Genomic DNA, 18,025 nt, shown 5'->3' with positions numbered 1-18,025 from the left:
TACATGAACAGGCAACGAATGGATGCTCCCGGACAAGGCACGATCGGCGCCCCGCGTTCATGCTCAGGTCATGACGATCACCTTGGAGGACTCCTCCCCACCCCGGCTGCGCGCACCGGGCCGGTTGTTCATCGGCGGCACGTGGCGCCCGGCGGCCGACGGCCGCGAGTTCGCCACCCTGGACCCGGCGACCGGTACCGAACTGGGCACGGTCGCCGCCGCCGGTGCGGCCGACGTCGGCGACGCCGTGGCCGCGGCCCGGACGGCGCTGGACGACCCCGCCTGGGCGCGCATGTCGCCGTCCGCGCGCGGCCGCCTGCTGTGGCACCTGGCCGACCTGATCGACGCCCACGCCGATGAACTGGCCCGCCTGGAGAGCCACGACCAGGGCCAGCCGCTCGGCGTCGCGCGGGAGATCTCCGTCCGGGGCACCGCCGAGCACTTCCGCTACTTCGCCGGCTGGACCACCAAGATCGAGGGCGCGACGATCCCGGTGTCGCTGCCCGACGTCCTGCACTACACCCGCCGCGAACCGGTGGGCGTCTGCGCGCTCATCACGCCCTGGAACTTCCCGCTCATGATCCTCGCCTGGAAGCTCGCGCCGGCGCTCGCCTGCGGCAACACCGTGGTGATCAAGCCGGCCGAGCAGACGCCGCTGACCGCGCTCAAACTGATGGAACTGTGCGAGCGGGCCGGATTCCCCGCCGGAGCCGTCAACCTCCTGACCGGCGGCCCCGACACCGGCGCGGCCCTGGCCGCCCACCCCGGCGTAGACAAGGTGTCGTTCACCGGCTCCACCGAGACCGGCCGCAGCATCCTGCGGGCCTCGGCGGGCAACCTGGCCCGCGTCACCCTCGAACTCGGCGGCAAGACCCCGGTGATCGTCGCGGCCGACGCCGACATGGAACGCGCCGTGACCGGGTGCGTCCAGGGCGCGATGTTCAACAGCGGCCAGGTGTGCGCGGCGTACTCACGCTTCTACGTCGACGCCCGCCGGGCCGCCGAGTTCACGGAACGAGCCGCCGACCTGGCCGGGCGGGTCGCCCTCGGTCCCCTGATCAGTGCGGAACACCTGGACCAGGTCGACCGCCGCGTACGCGAGGGCGTGGCGGCGGGCGCCTCCCTGCTGACCGGCGGCGCCCGGGTGGACGGTCCCGGCTACTTCTACCGGCCCACCGTCTTCGCCGGGGTCGGCGACGACATGAGCATCGCCAGGGAGGAGATCTTCGGCCCGGTGATGTCGGTCCTCACCTACGACGACCCGGCCGAACTCGCCGGGCGCGCCAACGACAGCTCCTACGGCCTGGCCGCCTCCATCTGGACCGGCGACCTGACCACGGCCCACCGGCTGGCGGCCGACATCCGGGCGGGAACCGTCTTCGTCAACATGCTCCACACCCCCGATCCGGCGGCGCCGTGGGGCGGCTTCAAGAGCAGCGGGTTCGGCCGGGAGATGGGGGCGTACGCGCTGGAGGTCTACACGGAGGTGAAGGGTGTCTACATCAATCTCGCGCCCCGCTGAGCGCATTGACTTCGAGTGAGGCGGCTGTAAAGCTCACAGTGAGAGAGCGCTCTCACGCCGAGTCCGCCACCCCCCGAAGAAGGACCTGCCGTGAGACTCACCCTGTTAGCCGGCGGGGCGCTCCTCGCCGCCCTCGTGATCGTCCCGACGTCCCCCGCGCATGCCGTACCGACGCCGCCGCCCGATTCCTCCGCCGACCAAGCCCTACAGCGCGACCTGGGCCTTACCCCCGCGCAGGCCCGGGTCCGGCAGGCGCACGAGGCCGCCGCGGCCGTGGTGGAGCGCCAGGTTCGCGGCCGTCTCGGCGACCGGTTCGCCGGCGCCTGGTTCGACGCCGCTCAAGGACGGCTCGCCGTCGCCGTCCTGACCCCCCGCGACGCCGGCCTGGTCCGTACGGCGGGCGCCCTGCCCGTTCAGGTCTCCAGAAGCGAGCAGGACCTCGCCGCCACCAAGGCCAGGCTCGACCAGGCCGGACCCGGCGAGAACGTCCACTCCTGGCACGTCGACCCGGCGCGCAACACCGTCGTGGTGTCGGCCGCCGACATCTCCTCGGCCGAACGATTCGTGCGGAAGGCCGGAGTACCCGCCCGGGACGTGCGGATCACCCTCTCGCAGCGGCCGCGCACCCTCTACGACCTCCGCGGCGGCGACCAGTACGTCATCAACGGCAACACCCTCTGCTCGGTCGGCTTCTCGGTCAGCAACGGCGGCTTCGTCACCGCCGGTCACTGCGGCGGCGCGGGCAGTCCCACCCTCGGCTACAACAACGTCAGCCAGGGCACCGTCGCGGGTTCGTCCTTCCCCGGCAACGACTACGGCTGGGTACGCACCAACGGCGACTGGACGCCCCGCCCGTGGGTCAACAACTACGGCGGCGGCAGCGCCGTGGTGGCCGGATCGCAGGAGGCCGTGGTCGGCGCCTCGATCTGCCGCTCCGGCCGTACCACGGGCTGGCGTTGCGGCGTCGTCCAGGCCAAGAACGTCACCGTCGACTACGGCGGCGGCGCCCTCGTCCACCAGCTCACCCAGACCTCCGCGTGCGCGCAGGGCGGCGACTCGGGCGGCGCCTTCATCAGCGGCGACCAGGCGCAGGGCGTCACCTCGGGCGCGTCGGGCAACTGCGCCGGCGGCGGCAACACCTTCTTCCAGCCGGTCAACGAGATCCTCGGCGCGTACGGCCTGAGCCTCACCACGACCGGCGGAGGAGGCGGCACGAGCCGCATCGTCGGCTGGCAGAACAAGTGCATCGACGTCCCCTACGGCAACGGGGCCGACGGGCAGGCCCTGTGGCTCTGGGACTGCAACACCAGCCCCGCGCAGAGGTGGACGTTCCCGGGCGACGGCACCATCCGTGCCTTCGGGCTGTGCATGGACGTGGCCTGGGGTTCCAGGGACAACGGCGCCGTCATCCAGCTCGCCCACTGCAGCGGCAACCCCGCGCAGCAGTTCGTGCTGAGCGGCGCGGGCGACCTGGTCAACCCGCAGTCCAACAAGTGCGTGGACGTCAAGGACTGGGGCGGCACCGGGGCGGCGCTGATCCAGTACGAGTGCCACGGCGGCGCGAACCAGAAGTGGTGGCGCGGCTGACCTGTTACCTCTTCCCGCCCGCTCCCGTCATACAGGCGACAACTCGTCGACCGACCATGGAGTGAGAGCAGGATGCTGACCACCATCATGTACGTGACGGTCTACGTCACCGACCAGGACCGCGCGCTGACGTTCTACACCGAAGGGCTCGGACTGGAGAAGCACGTCGACTATCCGGGCCCTGACGGACGTTTCCTCACCGTGGGCATCCCCGGAAACCCCGTCAAGATCATTCTTTGGAAGCACGCGCCCGCCTCGGGGCAACCGGCCGAGGCGGGCGGCGCGCCCGGCCCGCTCATCCTCGAGTCGGACGACCTGAGGAAGGACTTCGAGGTGTTCCGCCGGCGAGGCGTGACCTTCGACGCGCCCGAGCCCGTGGACTACCCTTTCGGCGTTCGCATCGAGGCGGTGGACCCGGACGGCAACCGGATCTCCCTCCGCCAGCAGCACCGCTGATCCGGGGAAAGGTGCAGAGGTGGCTGACTCCAGCCTGGTGGCCGACGTGTTCGAAGCCCAGCGTGACCGGCTGCGCGCGCTCGCCTACCGGGTCCTCGGATCGCACGCCGACGCCGAGGACGCGGTTCAGGAGGCCTGGCTACGGCTTGCCCGCCAGGACCCGGCCGCCATCGGCAACCTGGCCGGCTGGCTCACCACGGTGGTCGGCCGGATCAGCCTCGACGTCCTGCGCGCCCGCCAGACCCGCCCCGAGGCGGCCTACGACGACCGGCTGCCCGACCTCGTCGTGGCGGCCGACGAGAGCCCCGCGCCGGAGGAGGACGTGGCGCTCGCCGACTCGGTCGGACTGGCGCTGCTCGTCGTCCTGGACTCGCTCAAGCCGGGGGAGCGGCTGGCGTTCGTGCTGCACGACCTGTTCGCGGTGCCGTTCGAGGAGATCGGCCAGATCCTCGGCAAGTCCGCCGACGCCACCAAGATGCTCGCCAGCCGCGCCCGCAGGAAGGTGCGGGAGACCGAGCAGCCGCCCGAAGCCAGGCAGGAGCATCGGGAGGTGGTCCGGGCCTTCCTGGCGGCGACCCGGCAAGGCGACTTCGAGGGGTTGCTGCGCGTGCTCGACCCCGAGGTGAAGCTGACCGTCGGCACCGCCGATGGCGTGGTCGTCGTCCTCGGCGCCACCAAGGTCGCCGCCGGAGCGCGGCTGTCGGCCACCACGGCGGCGCGGGGACGTGACGTGCTCGTGAACGGCCGGCCCGGCATCGTCTCGTGGCGGGAGGACGGCGCGCCGCTCTCGCTCATCGCGTTCACCGTCGCCGAGGGCCGGATCGCGGCCATCACGATCGTGACCGACCCGGCCAGGCTCGCGTCCCTGGACCTGCCTGGTCCCCGCGAAGGCGCTGGGTGCCCCTGAAAGGGCCGGCCCGAGCCTAGATCCCTGACCGGGCGAAGGCGCCCAGTGCGTCGGCCAGCAGCCCGTCCAAGGCCCTCTGGGACGTCTGCAGTTTGCCGATCGTCTCGGCGATTCTGGTGCGTTCGCGGCGGAGCTGGTTCACCATGCCGGGGCACGGCGCCGGTACGGCCCTGCCGCCGTCGTCGTGCACGCACCGCAGCAACCGGCCGATCACCACGGTCGGCAGCCCGGCCTCCAGGAGCAGGCGGATGTGCCGGACCGCCACGACGTCGGATTCGGCGTAGTCGCGGTAGCCGTTGGCCTGCCGTACCGGATGGAGGAGGCCTTGCTCCTCGTAGTAGCGCAGCAGCCGTCGGCTGACGCCGGATCGCTCGGACAGGTCGCTGATGCGCACGGGCTCCTCCGTTGACCTTCACATGGGTGTGACGCCTTAGTGTCCGTGCCAACACGAAGGAGGAGTCGCTTATGTCCGGAGTAGTGATTATCGGCGCAGGTCCGGGGATCGGGCAGGCGGTGGCGCGCAGGTTCGCCCGCGAGGGCCGGTCCGTCGCGCTCATCGCGCGCAGCGAGCAGACGGTACGCGCGGTCGCCGCGGCGGTGGGCGGCGAAGCGGCGGTGCTGACCGCCACGGCCGACGCGGGCGACGAGAGCCGCCTGCGCGCGGCCCTGGACAAGATCTTGGCCGAGCTGGGAGTGCCGGAGGTGGTGGTCTACAACGCGGCGGTGATCCGGCCCGACCGGCCGGGAGAGCTGTCGCTCGACGGCCATCTGGGCAGGTGGGCGGTGAACGTGGGCGGCGCGCTGGTGACGGCCGCGCACGTTCTGCCCGGCATGGCACGGTCCGGCGGCGGCACGTTCCTGGTCACCGGCGGCATGCCGGAGCCCAGGGCCGGGTACCTCAGCCTGTCGCTGGGCAAGGCCGGGCTCCGCACGCTCGTGGCCGCACTCGACGAGGAGTACGGCCCGGCGGGCGTGCACGCGGCGAGCGTCACGGTGGGCGGCGTGGTCGCCGCCGGGACCGCGTTCGACCCCGCGGACATCGCCGAGCACTACTGGCGCCTGCATCTCCAGCCGCGCCCGGCGTGGGAGCACGAGGTCGTCATCTGAGTCCGTCGAAGAAGCCGGACAGGTCCTCGGCGAGCTGTTCGGGCGCCTCCATGGCCGGGAAGTGGCGCCCGCGCTCGTGCTCGACCCAGTGCACCCCCTCGGCGGGCTCCAGCAGGCGGCGTACGGTCGGGTCGGCGCCGAAGACCGAGTAACCCACGGGCACGGTGGGCGGCGCGCCCCAGTCCGAGGCGTGGTGCTGCTCGTACAGGAACCGGGCGGCCGACGGGCCCGTGCTGGTGAACCAGTAGATGCTGACGTTGGTGATCAGTTGATCGAGGTCGATCGGCAGGTCGGTCCAGGCGTCGAAGCTCTCGGCGATCCACGCGAGCTGGAGCACCGGCGAGTCGGTCAGTCCGAAACCCAGCGTCAGCGGGCGCGTGTTCTGGATGGCCAGGTAGCCGGAGTCCTCCTTCCTGAACTCCTCCATGCGGCTCAGAGCCAGCTTGTCGATCTCGTCGTCCGGATTCAGCCTCTGGGAGACCCACGGCAGGAACGTCGCGGTGGCCGCGGCGGTGTACGGGTCGGTGACGAGATGGACTCCCGCCACGTGCTCGCCGTCCAGCGCGCCGAGGGCCCCGGAGATCCCCGCGCCCACGTCACCACCGTGCACGCCGTACCGGTAATGGCCGAGCGCGGCCATCAGCGACGCCCACGCCCGCGCGGTGCGGCCCATCGCCCAGCCCGGCTCACGCACCGGAGCCGAGAAGCCGAATCCGGGCAACGACGGGATGACCAGGTCGAAGCCGCGCTCCAGCAGGAGGGGAACGAGCTTCTCGAACTCGGCGAACGAACTCGGATAGCCGTGCGTGATCAGCAGCGGCAGCGCGTCGTCACGGCTGGAGCGCACGTGCGCGTAGTGGATGCGCTGCCCGTCGATCTCCGTGACGAACTGCGGTAACCGGTTCAGCCGCGCCTCGGCGGCCCGCCAGTCGTAGCCGGTGCGCCAGTACTCGGCCAGTTCCCTGACCCGCTCCTGGGCGATGCCGTGCCCCAGTCCCGGCATCGCGTCAGGCCATCGGGTACGGCCGAGCCGTTCGATCAGGTCGTCGACGGCGGCGTCCGGGATATCGAGGTGAAAGGTCTGAATGTGCGCGCTCATGACTTTCTCCGTGGTGGTCGGTGCGCGAGAGCCCCCGCTTCCCGCCTGAACCACCCTGCCGGAGCGCGACCCGGCGGGGTATCCGCCAACCGCGTCCGTAATCGCGCATTCCGGATAGACAACCGGCTTCCACTCGTGTTCCGGAAACGGCAAGATGTGCGCCATCGGCATAAGGGGGGCCACGTGCTGGTCGACGAAATGCATGACCTGGTCACGCGGCATTTCGCGCCGCATCAGCTGAAGGTGCGCGAACTCAGTCCCGACGGCGCGCGCTACCGGCCGCTGCACCGGGGGACGCTCACGATGCAGACGCTCGCCTACGGGGCGGAGATCAGCGTGAGCGTGCGCGACCTGGAGGACTTCTACATCCACGTGCCGCTGCGTGGCCACGGGCGGCTGAGCGTGGACCGGCGCGAGCTCTGCACCCCGATCACCGTCATCGGCCCGGGGCAGCGGCCCGTCATGAACTGGAGCGTCAACCACGAGGTTCTCATCGTCCAGGTCCCGCAGGCGCAGGTCGAGCGGACGCTGGCGGACTACCTCAGCGGCCCGTCCCCGCGGGTGCCCGTCTTCGAGCCGGAGATCGCCATCGACGGCCCGTTCGGCGGCGCGCTGCGCGGTCTTGCCGAGGGGGTGCTGTCGTTCACGGCCTCGCCGCTGGCCGCCCACCACATGGAGCAGTTCCTCCTGCACACGATGGTCGCCTCGCACGCCGGGAACTTCGCCGCCGTGGTGGCCGAACCCGCCCCGCTCGCCGGTCAGGCGGCGCTCCGGCGGGCCCGCCGTTACTGCGAAGACCATGCGGGGGAGCTCGTCTCGCTGCGTGACATCGCCGCGGCGGCCCGGGTGAGTGTACGCACCCTGCAGGCGAGTTTCCGTGAACACATGCAGACGACCCCGATGGCGTACCTGCGCGAGGTCCGCCTGGCCAAGGCCCACGCCGACCTGCGGACGATCGCCGAAACCGGCGCGTCGACGAGCGTCACGGACGTGGCGCTGCGGTGGGGCTTCCCCCACCTGAGCCGCTTCGCCGCCCATTACTTCCAGAAGTACGGCGAGCTACCCTCCGCCACCCGCCGCCCGATCTGAGGCCGCCGGCTTGCGAACCTTACTCCGTAAGGATAAGGTCGGCCTCAGTTGCCCTTACGGTGTAAGTGCTTCGACGTCTACGAGAAGAGTGCTATGAAGGAAAACAGGCGCGCGGCCGCCATGGCCGGCGCGCTGGTCATCGTGGGCATGATCGCGGGAATGCTGAGTGTCGTTCCCGTCATCGAGGAATCGAACTATCTGGCTCTCATCCCGGCGCACGAGAAGCAGATCATCGTCGGCGCCGTTTCCCAGTTCATCATGATCCCGGCCTATGTCGGGTTCGCGCTGTGCCTGTACCCCACGTTGAGGAAGGTGAATGAAGCGCTCAGTCTGGGATTCCTCGGATTCAGGCTGGTCGCCGCGACGTTCCATTTCATCGGCGTGATTCTCCTGCCCTTGTTCCTGGTGCTGGGCCAGGAATTCGCCCAAGGCGGCGCGGCTCACCTTGCGACCATGGGTGAGCTGCTACGAACCGCGCGCGACTTCGTCAACCATGTCGCGCTGATCATCTCGCTGGGTCTCGGGGATCTCCTGCTGTTCGGGATTCTGTATCGATCGAGGCTTGTGCCTCGCTGGCTGTCCCTCTGGGGCCTTCTCGGGGCCGGGTCGGCCATGCTGGCCAGCTTCCTGGTGCTGGTGGGCCTGACCGACGTCGTCACACCCGTCTACCTGGCCATCAATGCGCCACTGGCGCTCCAGAGCCTGGTCCTGGCCATCTGGTTGATCGCAAAGGGCTTCGACACCAGGACACGGACCGCGGCACACGAAGCCCAGCGCGGCTGACACGCCCCCCGGACCGGCAACGCTCAGCGAGATCCGCCGGGGAAATCACCGACCTGGCCGATCTCGCTCAGCTCGCCGAGCATCGCGGACTTGCGTTCGTCCGAGGTGAACGCCGCCCGGATCGCGTTCCGGGTGAAGCCGGCGAGCTGATCGACGCTCATGCCGAGTCGCGCCGCCGCGGCGTACTCCCGCTCGATCGTCGTGCTGAGCTGGACGGGATTGTCGGTGGCCAGGGTGATCGCGACGCCCGCCTCGACCAGCCGGAGCAGCGGGTGCTCCGCGAGCTCCGGCAGGACGCCGAAGTAGTCGTTGCACGTCAACGCGCATTCCAGCGTCACACCCCGGTCAACGAGCAGCTTCGGCAGCTCCGGGTCGGCCGCGGCGTGGATGCCGTGCCCGATCCTGGTCAGACCCGGCATGCGCGCCGCGGCGGCGATGTTGGCCGTCGACAGCTCGCCCGCGTGCGCCGTGATCCCCAGTCCGGCTTCGGCGAAGCGCTCCGCCAGCCGGTACATGGGGGCCCAGTCCGCCTCGGTGTCGTACGGCGCATAGAGGAAGTCGACCCCCGCCAGCCCTTCCCCGGCCGCGCGGACGCAGCCGTCGGCGAACGCGTCCGCGCGTCCGGGATCCCGCCCCGCGTGGATGACGATCGCCAGTGCCTCGGCGCGCAGGTGCGGATAGTCGGTACGCACCTGCCGCTCGGCTTGCCGGAACATCGACATGAAGCCGTCACGCGTGACGACCTCACCGCCGCAGCGGATCTCGACATACCACGCGCCGGCGGCAGCGTGATCGCGCATCAGCGCCGCGAACCTCGCGACGAACAACTCGTCGTCATCGTCGTGTCCGAGCGGAACCGGCTGCACCGACCCGACCCGCCGCAAGCGCTCCTTGCCGGGCGGGATCTCGGCCGCCAGCCGCCGGCGCCAGGCCGCCCAGTCGTACGGCTCCCGGCCTTCGCGTTCGGCCAGGATCAGATCGAGATAACGGGTCGCTTCCTGATGGACGTGCAGATCGGCTTTCGGCAAGCTCGCGAGGGAATCCAGAGCCTTCACCAGACGACCCTACAGGCGCGGGCCGGCGTGGTGGGCGGTCGGTTTATGGACGTGATCCAGCCGGCCGTGGCGCAATCAAGAATGAGAAAGACCCCACCCGGCGAACCGGGAAGGGCCTTTCTCGGCGAATGAAGCCAATGTGATTGTTGCCTTCACGGCGAGTCTATCCGGTGAGCCGCTGAATCGCGCAGGAATATCTCCGGAACTGCTCCCGCCGCGCAGCGCGGCGATGTCAAGGTCGTCCGCCTTGATCACCATGGCGCTCGCATATCGAACAAGAGGGAATCGCGAATACACGCCACCTGCTTCGTGCCCCGCGCGAGTACGAGCGGTCGCGCATCCACCCCACAGCCCGGTGAGCGCGGGGCGATTCTCCGTTTCCATCGCCCCGGGCACACAGCCGACCGGCCTGCGCGAAAGCCGCCGTGTAGATCATGTGAAGGAGTTTCCTCATGACCACGCCCCATGGCACTGACAAGCCGCAGTTCAGGCGCCCCAATCTGGAGCGTCGGGCGATCTGGTTCACGATCGGCCCGTACCTGTTCATCTGCGCCGCCCTGCTGGCCGTGCACTACTTCGCGCCCGCCCCGGACACCGGCTCCTCATCCACCTCGCCGTACAACCCGGGATCCAAGCTCGCGCGGTGTGTGACCGAAACGCGCATGCTACGGTCCAGCTCAGGGAGGGGCTTATGTCGATAAATGGAGTTCCGAGCCACTTTCTGCGTACGGCTGCGGCCGCCGCCGGAGTCGAGGTACGGCAGGCGAGCGCCACTCATGTGGACTGCGACCAGGCGGTGACCGTGATGCGGCACCTCTGGCACGTCACCGGCGACGAACTCCTGCGCGTCGGCCCCAGACCGGTGCCGCCCGGCACGTTCCGGATGATCGCCCTCGCCCTGATCCACGCGCCCGACCTGCGCGCCGCCCTGGAGCGCCTGGTCGAGTTCGCGGCGATCACCACCGGCTACACCCAAAGCAGGTTCGTCGTGGACGGCTCGACGGCCCGGATCGAGCTCGCCGCCGAGACCCAGACCTCGCCCCTGGCCGCCGAGATCATGCTCAGCCTCGTGCACCGCTTCCCGGCCTGGCTCATCGCGCGGCGCATCGCCCTCATCGGCCTGGAACTGCCCTTCCCCGAACCCGGCTACAGCGCCGAGTACGCCCCGATCTTCGGCCGCGCGCCCGGCTTCGACGCCCCCTCGGCCGCCCTCAGCTTCGACGCCCGCCTGCTCAGCGCCCCGATCGTGCGCGATGAGCGCGAACTGCTGCGCTACATCCGCCGCTCCCCGGCCGACCTGCTCCTGCACCGCGACTACGGCACCACGACCGCCGACCGGGTCCGCAACGTCATCGAACGCGGCGACATGACCACCTGGACCCGCGCCGAGGACGTGGCCGCCCGGCTGTCGGTCAGCGTCCAGCACATGCGCAGGCTCCTGCGGCAGGAAGGCACGTCCTTCAACCGGATCCGCGAGGAACTGCTGCGCGACATCGCCCTGGACAGCCTGCGCCGGGGCGGCGAGTCCATCGACGCGCTCTCCTACCGGCTCGGGTTCTCCGAGCCCAGCGCGTTCCGCCGCGCGTTCACCCGCTGGTTCGGGCGCCCGCCCGGCGAGTACCGCCACAGCCTGAAGACGATCGGCAGCGCCGTACCGGCCAGGCACAACCAGGCGAAGACATCGCCGATCACCCGGTACGGCGTGGCCGAACCCCGGATCGGCACGTCGGAGAACACCACGTGCCGATCGGCGCCCGCGTAGTCGTGCGCGGCCAGCGTCCGCCCCTGCGCGTCGAAGGCCCCTGACACGCCGAACTCCGCCTGACGGAGCATGGAGTAGCCGTTCTCGATCGCCCGGAGCTGCGCCTTCTGGCTGTGGACCGGGCCGATCTCCGCCCAGTCGCGGGCCGGGACGATCATGATGTCCGCCTCCACCCGCATGAGCTCGGGGAAGTCCGCGTCGAAGCAGATCACCGTGGCCAGCCGCCCGTACGGCGTCGCCGTCACCGGCACCACCCCGTTACCGGCCGGGTAGTTCTCGAGGCCGGGGATGGGATGGGCCTTGTCGTAGACCCAGACCTGCCGGCCCGAGGGGTCGAACAGGTACACGCGATTGGCCGTGGGCCGGCCGACGGACACCGCGGCCTGCAGGTAGATCCCGCTCTCCCGCGCGGCGGCGGCGACCTCGGCCAGGAACGCCCGTTCGTCGCCGGCCAGCACGTTCGCCGCCTGCTCGGACCAGACGACGATCTTCGCCCCCTCACGCGCGGCCTCCCGCGTCCTCTGCAGCAGGTTCGTGTTGACCTTGGTGTACGCGGCCCGCAGCATGGCCGGATCCATCACGGCCACCTCGGCCGGCGACGTGTCCTCGCCGATGACGCCACGCAGGTCCCGCGTGACAGACGTGTCCGGGCTGATGCCCGCCACCCGCACGGTCGCCCCGCCGGGTGGCAGGAACGCGAGCCTGGCCCCGCCGAGCATCAGGACGAGAACCATCACGCCCGCGTACACCGCCGGCGCCCGCCACGAAGGCCGCTCCCAGACCTGGTTGGCGACGCTCGCGAACCAGCCGATCAGGAAGCTCACCCCGTACGGCCCGGTGAGCGCGACGACCTGGAGCAGGGCCAGGTTGTCGTGCTGGGTCGCGGCGGGCACGCCGAAGGCGGTGCCGAACGGGCTGAGGAGCGTCATCAGGAACCCGCAGGCCGCCATGGCCGCTGGGAAGACCCATAGGGGCGCCGGGGTGAGCAGCCGGTCCACGACGTACGGCAGGATCGTCAGCGTGCCCAGCGCGATCACGCCCAGCACAGTGATCGGGGTCATGGGGACGACGGTCTCGGCCATCCAGAACAGTCCCGCCGCGGCCGAGGCCACCCAGACCAGGAGCAAGCCGGTGAAGGCCGGGCTCAGCCGTACGAACCGCAGGAGAAAGACCGGAGCCAGCCACGCCGCCACCGCTATGTCGTAGCGCCCGTGCACGGACAGGAGCCAGAGCAGCCCTCCCGCCGCCAGCCACGCCCAGCGCCATTTCGCGTCCCGCATCCGGTCCTCCCGTGGAGTCGATTCCGGTGCTCGACGCTAGGTGTGCGCTGGTGGCGGGGGCTGCGACCGTACCTCTCCGATTCCGTGACCAAGACGTGCCCGCGTTCCCCGGGCGGTGGCCGTCAGGTGACGGTACGGCGCATCGCCGGGCGGTCCTTCTTGCGGCGTGCCACTTCGGTGAACCCGGCTTCCCGGAAGGCCGAGGCGATGCCGGTCATGGCGTTGTCCGCGCCCGCGATCTGTCCTGGCGCCGGGTCGACGGGGAAGCCCTCGACGGTGTGCTGCCCGTTCCCGGCGGCGAAGTCGCACGCGGCGGCGATCATCTTCGCCTGAAGCCGCTGGTGGCGGTGGTCGCGCCGGACGAACAAGCAGGTGATCACCCAGGTCGGCGTGTCGTCGAGGGCTTTGGTCACCGGTGAACGCTGCAGGCGTGGGTACTCCGAGCGTTCGCCGATCCCGACCCAGCCCACGGGCTCGTCGCCCAGGTAGCACACCAGCCCGGGTGGCGGCCGCTGTTTCGAGCGTTCACGCAGCGCGTTCCGGTTGCCGTCTCCCGCGCCGGCCTCCCATTCCTTGAACGAGAGCCGCCAGTGCATGCACCAGCATCCGCGCGCGCCGCCGTTCGAGCCCATGACCCGCTCGAAGTCCTTCCAGATCGCGGGTGTGAGCGGTGCCGTCGTGAAATCCGTCATGCGGGGCGCTCCTTCCTTGCCTGCCGTCACTTCCGAGACTCCCCAGGCGCCCGCCGACGACGAGAACCAGCGTGGTCGACAACCGTGCCGCACGGTACGGCTCCCGCCGGCAGCAGGACGTCCGCGGCGCCACGACCGAAGATCCTCAAGGCCCGCTCAACCCCGCCCGGCCTGGCGATACGGCGGGAACGTCGAGACCCCGAGCGTGCGCGGCCGATGCTCGCAATCCCCTCACCGTCACCTTCAACATAGCTACGATGGTGACGTTAAACAAGTGGGCCGTTACCATCAAGTGGCATACGATGGTGATGAGGGCGTGCGACCGAAGGAGGCTTCGACGTGAGCAACGACCCCAGCAACGCGGCGCCCGGCGCGCTGGAAGTGGTGCGGAGGTTCGTCGACACCCACGACCTCTACAACGGCCAGGACGCCCTGGGCGACGTGGAAGCCGCCACCGCGTGGCTGGTCGGTGAGGGTTTGCTGAGCGGGGGCCGGCCGATGGCCGCACGCGACCTGTCGGCGCTACGAAGGCTGCGCGACGCCCTGCGCGAGATGGCCGCGGCCAACACCATGGGGGAGCGGCCGCCCGGCGCGGCCGTCGACGCGTTCAACGATCTCACCGCGCCGCACGCCGCCTCGGTACGCCTCGACGTGTTGCACGGATCCATGGTCGCCTCCGTCCGGCCACGCGAGGACGGCCCCGGAGGCGTCATCGCGGCGCTCGCGGCGGCCGTACACGAGGCCGTGCTCACGCAGACGTGGACGCGGCTGAAGTCGTGCGACAACCCAGAGTGCCGATGGCTGTTCTACGACCAGTCGCGCAACCGCACGGCCCGGTGGTGCAGCATGCGCGGCTGCGGCAGCATCGTGAAAGCCCGCCGCTACCGCGACAGGCAGCGCCAGCGCGCCGCGGACACCCCATGACCATCCCGGCCAGGGCAATCCCCTCAGAACCGGCGGTTCAGGTGCCAGGAGCTCAGGAAGTAGCCGATTTAATAAACTTCGTCAAGAATTGAATCGCAGAGGTCCGCACATTAGGCTCATCTGCACGGTTTCCCCGGGCTGATGAAGGGCTGCGGCGATGGTCGGATGGGCGGGCGCTGTTCGGCCGAGGGGGCGGCGTGGAGGGCGCTGACCCTCCGGACCCGCGGCCGATCCGTACCGGCCGCCGGAGCCTGGAACTGCTGCGCCTGCTGGTACGCGCGGGCGGCCGGCCGGGTGCGCTGGCGCCCGTGGTGGGGCTCATGGGCGCGGCCGTGCCCGCGTTGGAAGCGGTGGTCAGCGGCCACCTCGTCGCCGCCCTGCTGGGCCGGGGCGGGCAGAGCGCCGGCGGGCTGGCGACGGCGCTGATCCCGCTGGTGCTGTTCGCCGCCCTCATCGTGGCGCAGAAACTCACCGACGCCGCGCTCGCCATACTCGACCAGCTTCTGACGCATCGGATCGACGGGTGGATCAGGGAGCGGGTGCGGCTGCTGGCGCTGGCGCAGCGGGATCTGTCCACGATCGAGGACCACGCGTTCCAGGACGAGGTCGCGCGGGCCTGCGGCATCGGCCCCCGCTACCGGGTCCGTTCCGCCGGCACCGCGGTGGTCTCCCAGCTCCGCGCGGCCTACTCCGTGGTCGCCGGGCTGAGCGCCGGGGTGGTGCTGGCCGGCTATCTCCCGTGGTCGGCAGCCCTCCTGGTCGCCCTGGCGCTGCTGATCCGGTGGCACGTGGCCAGGCAGTGGTTCACGCTGACCGAGGCACACGGCGCGCTGGCCGGTCGCGAGCGCGGCACGGAGTACACGGCCGAACTGGCCTCCGGCGCCGAGGCGGGCAAGGAGGTACGGCTGTTCGGCCTGGGTGGCTGGCTGACCGAACGCTGGCGGACGTCCTTTCTCGGCACCCACGAGGAGATCTGGACCGCGCGCCACCGCTTCGTCCTGGGCCAGCTCGGCACGGGCGGCCTGCTCTACGTCGCGGCCGGCCTGCTGATCTTGCTCGTGCCGCCGCTGACCGGCGGCCTGCCCGCCGACGCGCTGGTCGCCTGCCTGGTCGCCGGCGTCGGCGTGCTCCGGATCAGCGGCTCCGCCGGGACCGTCGTCGGCTTCGCCTACGGCTCACGCGCGGCGGTCGCGTTCGCCGACCTGACCCGGAGGTACGGCCGGCCGTCCCCGCCCCGCGACGGCCACGTCACCGGCGGCGGCGCACCGGAGATCCGCTTCGACAACGTCAGCTTCGCCTACCCGGGCAGCGCCACCAAGGTGCTCGACGGCCTCACCCTGGAGGTCAGGCCGGGCGAGGTGCTGGCCATCGTGGGCCGCAACGGCGCCGGCAAGACTACACTGACCAAGCTGCTGGCCGGGCTCTACCGGCCGGACGCCGGCCGGATCCTCATCGACGGCCGGGACCTGGCCGACCTGGACGTGGTGAGCTGGCGGCGCACCATGACCGCCGTCTTCCAGGACTTCGTGCAGTATCCGGAGACCGTCGAGCGGAATGTCCGGCTGGCCGCTCCGGGCGGCGCCGTACCGGTGGCCGAGACGCTGGAGAAGGCGGGCGCGGCCGGCATGGTGGCCGCCCTGCCGCAGGCGGAGAAGACGCTGCTGTGGCGCGGCGGCAGCGGCGCCGCGGACCTGTCCGGCGGTCAGTGGCAGAAGCTGGCCATCGCCCGCGCGCTGCACGCGGTGGCGTGCGGCAGGCGGGTGGTGGTGCTGGACGAGCCGACCGCGCACCTGGACGTGCGCGCCGAGGCCGAGTTCTTCGACCAGGTGGTGCGGGCCGTGCCGGGGGTGTCGGTGATCCTCATCTCCCACCGGCTGTCCACCGTACGGCGGGCCGACCGGATCGTGCTGCAGGACGGCGGCCGCATCACCGAGATCGGCACGCACGACGAACTGCTGGCGTCGGGCGGCGAGTACGCCCGGCTTTTCCGGCTGCAGGCGGCGAGGTTCAGCGTATGAAGGCGACGTGGCGGATCCTGCGCGAGGTGATCGCCCTGTCCTACCGGGCCTATCCGCTGGGCGCGGCCGTCCTGCAGGTGCTGGCCGTCCTGTCGGCGGGGGCGGTCGCGGTGACGGCGGCCGTACAGCGGTGGATCGTCGACTCCGCGGGGGTGGGGTTGACGGACGGCCTGGTGCTCGCTGCTGCGCTGGGCGCGGTGGCGCTGGCCGTCCAGTACGTGGGCAGGTCGGGCGGCACCAGCGTCTGGGGGGAGATCATGGAGCGGGTCGAGCTGGTGATGACCCGGCGCATCCTGACCATGACCTCCTCGCTGCCCACCACCGACCACCTGGTCAGGCCCGACTACCTGAACCGCATCTCGATCCTGCGGCAGGGCGTGCAGGCGCTCGCCTCCTCGGCCACCGCCGCGATGGACATGGTGGTGTCCCTCGTCAGCTTGCTGCTGAGCGTGACGCTCCTGTTCGGCGTGCATCCGGTGCTGGCCCTGCTGGCGCTCTTCGGCCTGCCGCCGCTGCTGGTGACCAACCGCACCCAGCGCCTGATCTACCGGGCCACCGAGGCGGGCGCCGAGGACGGGCGCAGGGAGCAGCGCCTGCACGAGCTGTGCGTGCGGCCGGAACCGGCCAAGGAGATCCACATCGCGGGCAGCGGCCAGGCGCTGAACGCCTCGGCCGGCGAGCTGTGGCGGCGCGTCGGCGCGGTGGAGCTCCGGGCCAGGATCAAGGGTGCCGTGTGGGAGCTGGCCGGGTGGGCGTTCTTCGCCGCCGGGTTCGTGGCCGCGGTGGCGTTCACCGTCACGCTCGCCCTGTCGGGGTCGGCGAGCGTCGGCGACCTCGTCCTGGTGATCACCCTCGCCACCCAGCTCCGGAATCAGGTCTTCGTGACCGACCACAACGCGGGCAGGCTGGCCGAGGCGGGGAACGTGATGCGCCACTACATCTGGCTGCAGGACTACAGCGCCGCTCAGCCGTCAGGGGTACGGCAGGTGCCGCGCCGGCTGACGCGCGGCATCACCCTGCGCGGCGTGGAGTTCACCTACCCGGGCACCGACCGGCAGGTGCTGCACGGCATCGACCTGGACCTGCCGGCCGGTTCCACGGTGGGGCTGGTGGGCGTGAACGGGGCGGGCAAGAGCACGCTGGTGAAGCTGCTCACCGGCATGTACCTGCCCACCTCGGGAACGATCTCCGTGGAGGGGATTCCGCTGGACGAACTCGACCTGGACCAGTGGCGCTCCAGGACGTCCGGGGTCTTCCAGGACTTCGTGAAGTTCCAGTTCCCCGCCGGGCAGAGCGTGGGCGTGGGCGACCTCGGGCAGGACTTCGCCCCCGACGCCGTGCGCGCGGCGGTGAACGCCGCGGGCGCTTCCTCCACCGTCGCCCTGCTGCCCAACGGTCTGGACACCCAGCTCGGACGCGTCTACGAGGGCGCCGAACTCTCCCACGGCCAGTGGCAGAAGCTCGCCCTGGCCCGCGGCCTCATGCGCCGGACACCGCTGCTCATGGTCCTCGACGAATCCACCGCGGCCCTGGACCCCCAGGCCGAGCACGACCTGTTCGAACGATTCATCGCCCGCGCCCGGGCGGCTGCCGCCACCGACGGCGCGACCATCGTGCTGGTGTCGCACCGCTTCTCCACCGTGCACATGGCCGACCACATCGTGGTGATCGCCGACGGCACCATCGCCTAAGCGGGCTCCCACGAGGAACTCATGGCACGCGAGGGCACCTACGCGGGGCTGTT

Annotated in this window: 15 protein-coding genes and 1 pseudogene; 11 read left to right on the top strand and 5 right to left on the bottom strand. The window is 70.8% G+C overall.

Features of this window, described 5'->3' with window-relative positions; translation table 11 throughout:
* Positions 1 to 70: 70 nt before the first annotated feature.
* The 4 genes from ACFWY5_RS34225 (at position 71) to ACFWY5_RS34210 (ending at position 4,472) form a co-directional block, all read left to right on the top strand.
* Positions 71 to 1,522 (top strand): aldehyde dehydrogenase family protein, encoded by a 1,452-nt coding sequence (locus ACFWY5_RS34225; protein WP_379636829.1) that lies wholly within the window; start codon positions 71 to 73, stop codon positions 1,520 to 1,522.
* 90 nt (positions 1,523 to 1,612) lie between these two features.
* Positions 1,613 to 3,109, top strand: a complete 1,497-nt coding sequence (locus ACFWY5_RS34220; RefSeq protein ID WP_379636827.1) for a ricin-type beta-trefoil lectin domain protein — start codon at positions 1,613 to 1,615, stop codon at positions 3,107 to 3,109.
* Positions 3,110 to 3,181: 72 nt separating this feature from the next.
* Positions 3,182 to 3,565: a VOC family protein gene (locus ACFWY5_RS34215; protein ID WP_379636825.1), complete on the top strand. Its 384-nt coding sequence runs from the start codon at positions 3,182 to 3,184 to the stop codon at positions 3,563 to 3,565.
* Positions 3,566 to 3,584: 19 nt separating this feature from the next.
* The gene (locus tag ACFWY5_RS34210) at positions 3,585 to 4,472 is read left to right on the top strand and encodes a sigma-70 family RNA polymerase sigma factor (protein ID WP_379636823.1); all 888 of its coding nucleotides are present in this window, start codon (positions 3,585 to 3,587) and stop codon (positions 4,470 to 4,472) included.
* A gap of 16 nt (positions 4,473 to 4,488) precedes the next feature.
* Here ACFWY5_RS34210 and ACFWY5_RS34205 read toward each other — a convergent pair whose 3' ends face one another.
* Positions 4,489 to 4,866 carry a MerR family transcriptional regulator gene (locus ACFWY5_RS34205; protein WP_379636821.1) on the bottom strand — a complete coding sequence of 126 codons (378 nt, stop codon included), beginning with the start codon at positions 4,864 to 4,866 and terminating at the stop codon, positions 4,489 to 4,491.
* Positions 4,867 to 4,937: 71 nt separating this feature from the next.
* Here ACFWY5_RS34205 and ACFWY5_RS34200 point away from each other — a divergent pair, with 71 nt between their 5' ends.
* Complete coding sequence (locus tag ACFWY5_RS34200; protein WP_379636819.1) at positions 4,938 to 5,579, top strand: SDR family NAD(P)-dependent oxidoreductase; 642 nt, start codon at positions 4,938 to 4,940, stop codon at positions 5,577 to 5,579.
* On the opposite strand, the gene ACFWY5_RS34195 is transcribed toward ACFWY5_RS34200, so the two are convergent.
* Entirely contained in the window at positions 5,572 to 6,678 is a 1,107-nt protein-coding gene (locus ACFWY5_RS34195) for an epoxide hydrolase family protein (RefSeq protein ID WP_379625569.1), read from the bottom strand. The two genes, ACFWY5_RS34200 and ACFWY5_RS34195, sit on opposite strands and share 8 nt — an antisense overlap.
* Positions 6,679 to 6,861: 183 nt before the next feature.
* On the opposite strand from ACFWY5_RS34195, the gene ACFWY5_RS34190 reads away from it, so the two are divergent.
* Together ACFWY5_RS34190 and ACFWY5_RS34185 are read left to right on the top strand one after the other, a co-directional pair.
* Entirely contained in the window at positions 6,862 to 7,767 is a 906-nt protein-coding gene (locus ACFWY5_RS34190; RefSeq protein WP_379625571.1) for an AraC family transcriptional regulator, read from the top strand.
* Between the two features lie 93 nt (positions 7,768 to 7,860).
* Positions 7,861 to 8,550, top strand: coding sequence for a DUF4386 domain-containing protein (locus ACFWY5_RS34185; protein WP_379636817.1), 690 nt, complete (start codon positions 7,861 to 7,863; stop codon positions 8,548 to 8,550).
* 23 nt (positions 8,551 to 8,573) lie between these two features.
* Here ACFWY5_RS34185 and ACFWY5_RS34180 read toward each other — a convergent pair whose 3' ends face one another.
* Complete coding sequence (locus ACFWY5_RS34180; protein WP_379636815.1) at positions 8,574 to 9,578, bottom strand: adenosine deaminase; 1,005 nt, start codon at positions 9,576 to 9,578, stop codon at positions 8,574 to 8,576.
* A 718-nt stretch (positions 9,579 to 10,296) separates the two neighbouring features.
* On the opposite strand from ACFWY5_RS34180, the gene ACFWY5_RS34175 reads away from it, so the two are divergent.
* Positions 10,297 to 11,367: an AraC family transcriptional regulator ligand-binding domain-containing protein gene (locus ACFWY5_RS34175; protein ID WP_379636813.1), complete on the top strand. Its 1,071-nt coding sequence runs from the start codon at positions 10,297 to 10,299 to the stop codon at positions 11,365 to 11,367.
* Positions 11,368 to 11,384: 17 nt separating this feature from the next.
* Here ACFWY5_RS34175 and ACFWY5_RS34170 read toward each other — a convergent pair.
* Together ACFWY5_RS34170 and ACFWY5_RS34165 are read right to left on the bottom strand one after the other, a co-directional pair.
* Positions 11,385 to 12,647 (bottom strand): annotated as a pseudogene (locus tag ACFWY5_RS34170) (nitrilase-related carbon-nitrogen hydrolase); the annotation flags it as partial.
* Between the two features lie 122 nt (positions 12,648 to 12,769).
* Complete coding sequence (locus ACFWY5_RS34165; protein WP_379636811.1) at positions 12,770 to 13,339, bottom strand: GNAT family N-acetyltransferase; 570 nt, start codon at positions 13,337 to 13,339, stop codon at positions 12,770 to 12,772.
* A 339-nt stretch (positions 13,340 to 13,678) separates the two neighbouring features.
* On the opposite strand from ACFWY5_RS34165, the gene ACFWY5_RS34160 reads away from it, so the two are divergent.
* The 3 genes from ACFWY5_RS34160 to ACFWY5_RS34150 all read left to right on the top strand — a co-directional run bounded on the left by ACFWY5_RS34160 (position 13,679) and on the right by ACFWY5_RS34150 (position 17,972).
* Entirely contained in the window at positions 13,679 to 14,263 is a 585-nt protein-coding gene (locus ACFWY5_RS34160; RefSeq protein ID WP_379636809.1) for a CGNR zinc finger domain-containing protein, read from the top strand.
* Between the two features lie 197 nt (positions 14,264 to 14,460).
* Positions 14,461 to 16,281 carry an ABC transporter ATP-binding protein gene (locus ACFWY5_RS34155; RefSeq protein WP_379636807.1) on the top strand — a complete coding sequence of 607 codons (1,821 nt, stop codon included), beginning with the start codon at positions 14,461 to 14,463 and terminating at the stop codon, positions 16,279 to 16,281.
* Positions 16,278 to 17,972, top strand: a complete 1,695-nt coding sequence (locus ACFWY5_RS34150; protein ID WP_379636805.1) for an ATP-binding cassette domain-containing protein — start codon at positions 16,278 to 16,280, stop codon at positions 17,970 to 17,972. Before ACFWY5_RS34155 ends, ACFWY5_RS34150 begins: the two co-directional genes overlap by 4 nt.
* The last annotated feature ends 53 nt before the right edge of the window (positions 17,973 to 18,025 follow it).

The sequence above is a fragment of the Nonomuraea sp. NPDC059007 genome (assembly GCF_042740555.1).
GTDB lineage: Bacteria > Actinomycetota > Actinomycetes > Streptosporangiales > Streptosporangiaceae > Nonomuraea.
The sequence above is the reverse complement of the archived record's forward strand: the minus strand, read 5'-3'. Positions and strand labels throughout refer to the sequence as shown.